At 71.4% G+C, this 5550-nt stretch carries 5 protein-coding genes; 3 read left to right on the top strand and 2 right to left on the bottom strand.

Going from position 1 to position 5550, the window contains the following annotated elements; all coding sequences use genetic code 11:
* Positions 1-83 precede the first annotated feature (83 nt).
* A complete protein-coding gene (locus tag PLJ28_RS14685; protein ID WP_298044691.1) occupies positions 84-1130 on the top strand; it encodes a hypothetical protein in 1047 nt (348 codons plus the stop codon).
* Positions 1131-1174: 44 nt separating this feature from the next.
* On the opposite strand, the gene PLJ28_RS14680 is transcribed toward PLJ28_RS14685, so the two are convergent.
* Positions 1175-2053: a transporter substrate-binding domain-containing protein gene (locus tag PLJ28_RS14680; protein ID WP_324590322.1), complete on the bottom strand. Its 879-nt coding sequence runs from the start codon at positions 2051-2053 to the stop codon at positions 1175-1177.
* A 172-nt stretch (positions 2054-2225) separates the two neighbouring features.
* Between PLJ28_RS14680 and PLJ28_RS14675 the strand changes: the two genes are divergently transcribed.
* The gene (locus tag PLJ28_RS14675) at positions 2226-3620 is read left to right on the top strand and encodes an MFS transporter (protein WP_298044695.1); all 1395 of its coding nucleotides are present in this window, start codon (positions 2226-2228) and stop codon (positions 3618-3620) included.
* 43 nt (positions 3621-3663) lie between these two features.
* Here PLJ28_RS14675 and PLJ28_RS14670 read toward each other — a convergent pair whose 3' ends face one another.
* Complete coding sequence (locus PLJ28_RS14670) at positions 3664-3999, bottom strand: WhiB family transcriptional regulator (RefSeq protein ID WP_298044697.1); 336 nt, start codon at positions 3997-3999, stop codon at positions 3664-3666.
* 712 nt (positions 4000-4711) lie between these two features.
* Here PLJ28_RS14670 and PLJ28_RS14665 point away from each other — a divergent pair.
* Positions 4712-5550 (top strand): metal-dependent hydrolase (locus PLJ28_RS14665; protein ID WP_324590321.1); only part of this gene is annotated, 839 nt, incomplete at its 3' end.

Here is a 5550-nt window from a genome sequence, read left to right as displayed (position 1 = left end):
CAGCAGACCGGCCCGCGCCCAACCGCGACCTGACCGGGACCGGGGCCTGACCCGGAGCATCACCGGAGGGTTATGCTTCGCGCATGAATGAGCAGGGGACCTCGCGCCGGATCGTCACGGGCCTGGTGGATGCCGGGCTGGTGGACGCACAACGGGCGGAGGACGCGATCTCCGTCGTCGAGCGCCAGCTCGCCCCGCCCGGTGCCGTCGGCGCACCGGAGGAACGCCGGCGGACGGGCCCGCGACTGACCGAGGTGATCGCCTACGCGGGCGCCGCGCTGGTCGTCGTCGCGGTCATCCTGCTTGCCGCGCAGTACTGGGGCGACCTCACGGCCCTCCAACGCAGCCTGATCCTCGGGGGCATCGCCGTCGTGCTCCTGGCCGGTGCCCTCGTGATCGTCCGGGCCGCGGGCGGCGCCTGGCTGCTGCGCGACCGGCTCGGCCCGCGTCCCCGGTTCCTGGCCGGGACGCTCGTGGTCGCGGCGTCCATCGCGGCCGGCGTCGCGCTGGGCAGCTGGATCCTGCACGAGAACTTCCCGCCGCCGTCCTACGACCTGCACAACGTGTCCATGACCTCCGGGGTGGTGCTGGCCCTGGTCATCCTGCTGGTCGGCTACGTGCTGGCCCCCTCACCGCTGCTGCATCTGGCGCTGGCCCTGGCCACCGTCGTGTTCCTCACCAGTGTCTGGACGGGCGACGACTACCGCGCCGAGGTGCTGCGTGCCGTGCTGATCCTGGCGGTGGGCGCCGCGTGGCTCGCCCTCTCCCTGCTCGGCCGGTGGTGGACCGAACCCCAGCTGGGCGGGGCGGTCGGGGCACTGATGCTGCTCCTGGGGGCGCAGGTCCTCCTGGCGCATCCTGAACCCGGCTGGGCGTACGCGGTGACGTTCGTCGTCGCCCTGGCGCTGTTCGGCCTGTACTGGTGGCGCGGCTGGTGGCCCTTCCTGGCCGTGGGGGTCATCGCCCTGACCACCGCGGTCACGGAGGCGCTCATCGAGTGGACCGACGGCTCCCTCGGCGCCGGCGGCGCCACCCTGGTGGCCGGCCTGGTCCTGCTGGGATCCTCCGGTGCGGCCGTGGTGCTCCGCCAGCGCCGGGGCCACCGGACCCAGGAGGCCCCCGCCGCCTGAGGCCCCCTCCGCCTGGGACCGGCGGGGCGCGCGGCGTCGTCGGCTCAGCGCTCCAGCGTCAGGTCCACGTCGCCGATCCAGGGGCGGGCGATCTCGTCATAGGTGCCGTCGTTCAGGGCGATGTCCAGCCACTGGTCCACGTAGTGCTTGAAGACCACGTCCCCCTGCGGGAGCATGTAGCCCTTCTGGAAGTAGTCGAACGGCTCGTCCGGATTGACCGCGCAGAGCTCCTCGTACTCGTGGTCGATGTACAGCACCTCCGAACGGTCGGTGGTCATCACGTCGGCGCGGCCGGCCACGATCTCGTCGAAGATCGTCAGGTTGTCGTGGGTCTTCAGCTCGCCCTCGGGGTAGTGCTCGCGGGCGAACTTCTCGTTGGTGCCTCCCTCCGGGAAGATCGAGGTGACGCCGGGACGGTTGATGTCCTCGATGGACCGGTACTTCTCGGCGTCCTCACAGCGCGCGATGGGCGTCTTGCCGTCCTCCAGGGTCGGGGCGGTGAAGAAGACCTGTTCAGCACGCTCGGGGTTCATCGAGATGCCGCCGACCGCGATGTCGCACCCGGCCAGGTAGTCGTCCATGAGGGTCTTCCAACTGGTCTTGACCCACTCGACCTCGACACCGAGGGTCTCGGCGAGGTCCCTGGCCATGTCCACGTCGATGCCCGTGAACTCCCCGGATCCCTCCGCCTGCTCGGTGAAGGGCGGATAGTCACCGGTGGTGCAGACCGTGAGACGGCCGGAGTCCTTGATGGCGTCCAGCCGCGAGGCGCCGGCGGCGTCCCCCGAGCCCACGGCGGGCACCGGCGAGGTCTCCGCGACCCCCTGGGCGCCCCTGATCTGGTCGGCACAACCCGTGAGCGTGAGGGCGGCCAGGCCCAGCAGGGCCAGGGCGGGGCGGAGGGGCGTCATTCGGGTTCTCATGGGGCTCCTGACGGTGACAGAGGTGACCTGCCTCATACTATGCAGGCCCACCCCGCGGCCCCCGCACCGGCGCTCCCGCCACGGGCCCCATGCCTTGACGTGACCCGGGTCACATGATTGCATCTATGCAACCTCGTTGCAAACCATGCAACCTCAACCTGGGTGGTTACACATGATCCGAAACTCATCCTCCGGCACGGCCTCTCAGCCCCTCCCCAGCCAGCATCCCGGGTCGGGCACACCGGGCCATGACGCCCCCGACCTCTCCCTCAGCGGACAGCCCCGCCCCGAGGAGATCCGTTCCACCCGACGCCGGGTGGTCGCCGCCAGCTTCATCGGCAACTTCGTCGAGTGGTTCGACTACGCCGTCTACGGCTATCTCGCGGTCACCATCACCGCGGTGTTCTTCCCCGAGTCCGATCCGCAGACCGGCCTCATGCTCACCTTCGCCCTGTTCGCGATCTCCTTCCTCGTCCGGCCCCTGGGCGGGTTCGTCTGGGGTCACCTCGGCGACCGCATCGGCCGGCGCACCGCGCTGTCCTGGTCCATCCTGCTGATGTCGATGGCGACCTTCTGCATCGCCCTGATCCCGTCCTACGCCGCCATCGGCATCTGGGCGCCGATCACCCTGCTGCTGCTGCGCGTGGTCCAGGGCTTCTCCGCCTCCGGTGAGTACGCCGGCGCCTCGGCCTTCCTCGTCGAGTACGCCCCGGCGAACCGGCGCGGCCTGTTCGCCGCCGTCGTCCCGGCCTCGACGGCGACCGGCCTGCTCCTCGGTTCCCTCATCGCCGCGCTGCTCACCGGCCTGCTCGACGCCGGGCAGATGAGCGACTGGGGCTGGCGGCTGCCCTTCCTCCTGGCCGCCCCCATGGGCCTGATCGGCCGCTACATCCGCAACAAGCTCGAGGACACCCCGGTCTTCCGCGAGCTGGCCGAGGAGGACGAGGCCGTCAAGACCCCCGTGTCCGACCTGTTCACCCAGCACTGGCGCGCCCTGCTCGTGGCCAGCGGCGCCGTGCTGCTCAACGCCGTCGGCTTCTACGTGATCCTCAGCTACATGCCGACGTACCTCTCGCAGGAGATCGGCCTGGACGAGACGCTGTCCTACATCGCCACCACCGTGGCGCTGCTGACCTACATCGGGTTCATCTTCCTCACCGGCATGCTCTCCGACCGTTTCGGGCGCAAGAAGGTCCTCATCAGCGCCTCGGTGCTGTTCATCGTGCTGACCTACCCGGCGTTCGTCCTGCTGGGCACCGGCAGCTTCGTGGTGATCGTGCTGGTCCAGATCCTGCTCGGTGCCCTGTTGACCCTCAACGACGGCACCCTGCCCAGCTTCCTGGCCGAGATGTTCCCCACGAGGGTCCGCTACTCCGGCTTCGCCGTCTCCTTCAACCTCTCCAACGCCATCTTCGGCGGCACGGCCCCGCTCGTGGCCACGTGGCTGATCGCCACCTCGGGCACCGACCTCGCGCCGAGCTGGTACCTCATGGCCGCCGCCGCCGTCTCGTTCGTCGCCGTGGCCCTGGCCCCGGAGACCAGCCGCAAGCCGCTGCGGCACCGGTGACCGCTGCGGCGGCACCCTGACGCGCTGCCGTGGGCCGCGCCGCTCACCCGGCCTTCGAGGTCGGCGTGTTGCGGCGCGGCTTCGCCGGGCGCTGGTTCAGGCTGCGGGCCAGCTCCCGCCGCTGGACCGGAGTGGTCCCGCCGCGGATGCCGTACCGGCCGTGCAGGTCCACTCCCGTCTCCTGCGTCATCGCCTCCGCGAGGCACTCGCTGACCACGGGACAGTCGTTGCAGATCGCCAGGGCCGCCTTCTTCTCCATGGGGTCCTTCGAGAAGAAGAGCTCGGTGTCACCCGGACCGCACTCGGCGTACAGCTTCCAGTCCCCCTCGGGCTTCCAGCCCTCGGACGGGTGTGCGGTGAGCGCGGTCAGGGGCGGCATCGGCCCGCGGGGCAGGTCCCGCACCGGCCCGCGCGGCCCGGGAGCACCGGATGCCGGGCGGCCGGGGGTTGTGATGCCGGAAGCTGGGAAGCCGGGGGGTGTGATGCCGGAGGCAGGGACGCCGGAGGTGGTGGCCTCGGCGTCCGCGACACCCTGCGCCGGGACGTCTGGCTCGGCGACACCCGGCGAGGGAACGCCGGCCGCGCGGATCCCTCGCCGAGCGACGCCCTGGGAGAGGACGCCCGACGGGGCACCCCCTGGTGCCGGGCGGCCCCGGAACGCGTCCGCGGCGTCTCGGAGTGCGGGGTTCATGATGGCCATGACTGCGTCACCTTTTCTGTTCGAGCAGCGGCGAACCCCGAGCATGGTGGTGGCGGTGCTCGCCGCGGTCCGGGAACCGATGGGGCCGACGCCGGACCTGGGGTGGAAATCGACGGGTACATCTCGACGGTTACGCCCGAATTACCGCTCCGGCGCCGAAAAGGTTGCAGGACACCTCCATCGACTGTCTCCGACCGGTGGATGACACCGCGGATGACCACCCCCGCGGGGGTGCCCGCAGGACGCCGGCCCCGCGACGGCTAAACCCGTCCGCCCCGTGTGGTCAGATGTTGGGTGCCCTCGGGACCGACCATCCGGGCCGATCCCGAGGGCGTTCCGGGGTGCCGCCGCGACGGCATCCCACCTGATCTGCGAGGAGGGGACCCCGCCCATGATGGGACCACATCACGCCGCCTGCGGCGCGGCGGCCTGGGTGCTGATCGCCGCCGACGGTGAGCTGGCGCTGGGACCGCTGGCCGGCGTCGGGCTGTTCGGCACGGGCACCGGGGCGTTGCTGACGCTGCCGGAGGCCATCCCCCTGGGATTCGGACTGCTGGGCGGGATCACGGACCTCGGGGTCCTGGCCGGGGCGATCGTCGCCGCCGGCGCCGCACTGCTGCCGGACGCCGACCACCGCCACGCCTCCATCGCCCACTCACTGCCGCCGGTCTCGGAGTGGTTGTGCCGCATCCTCGGCCGGGCCGCCGGTGGGCACCGCAACGGGACGCACTCGCTGCTGGGGATCGCCGCGTTCACCCTGATGGCCTGGCTGCTCTCCCGGTTGACGCTGCCGACCGAGTCCGGCGCGTTGCAGCTCGGCGCCGGGATCGGGACCGTGCTGCTGTCCGCCTTCGCGGTGAAGGCACTGCGGTTCATGCCGGACCGGGCACGCAGGGCCCCCTGGCTGGTGGGGATCCTGTGCGGGGCGCTGGTCACCGTGGGGCTGGGAGCGGAGAGCTCCTGGTTCGTGCTGGCGGTGGCGCTGGGCGTGGTGGTCCACGTCGCCGGGGACATGCTCACCGACGGCGGCTGCAACCTGCTGTGGCCCGTGCGCCTCCGGCGGCCACGGGAGCTGTCCCGGACACCGCTGGTGCGGGAGATGTGGAGCAGTGGCGGACGGATGAAGCTGCCCGTGCTGGGCCCCACCGGGTCACGGCGTGAGTGGGCGGCGGCCACCCTGATCTCCGCGGTCGCCGTGGTGGGCATGCTCAGTGCCGCGTGGGGCGTCGG

This window comes from Citricoccus sp., assembly GCF_035445025.1.
Lineage (GTDB): Bacteria > Actinomycetota > Actinomycetes > Actinomycetales > Micrococcaceae > Citricoccus.
The sequence above is the reverse complement of the archived record's forward strand: the minus strand, read 5'-3'. Positions and strand labels throughout refer to the sequence as shown.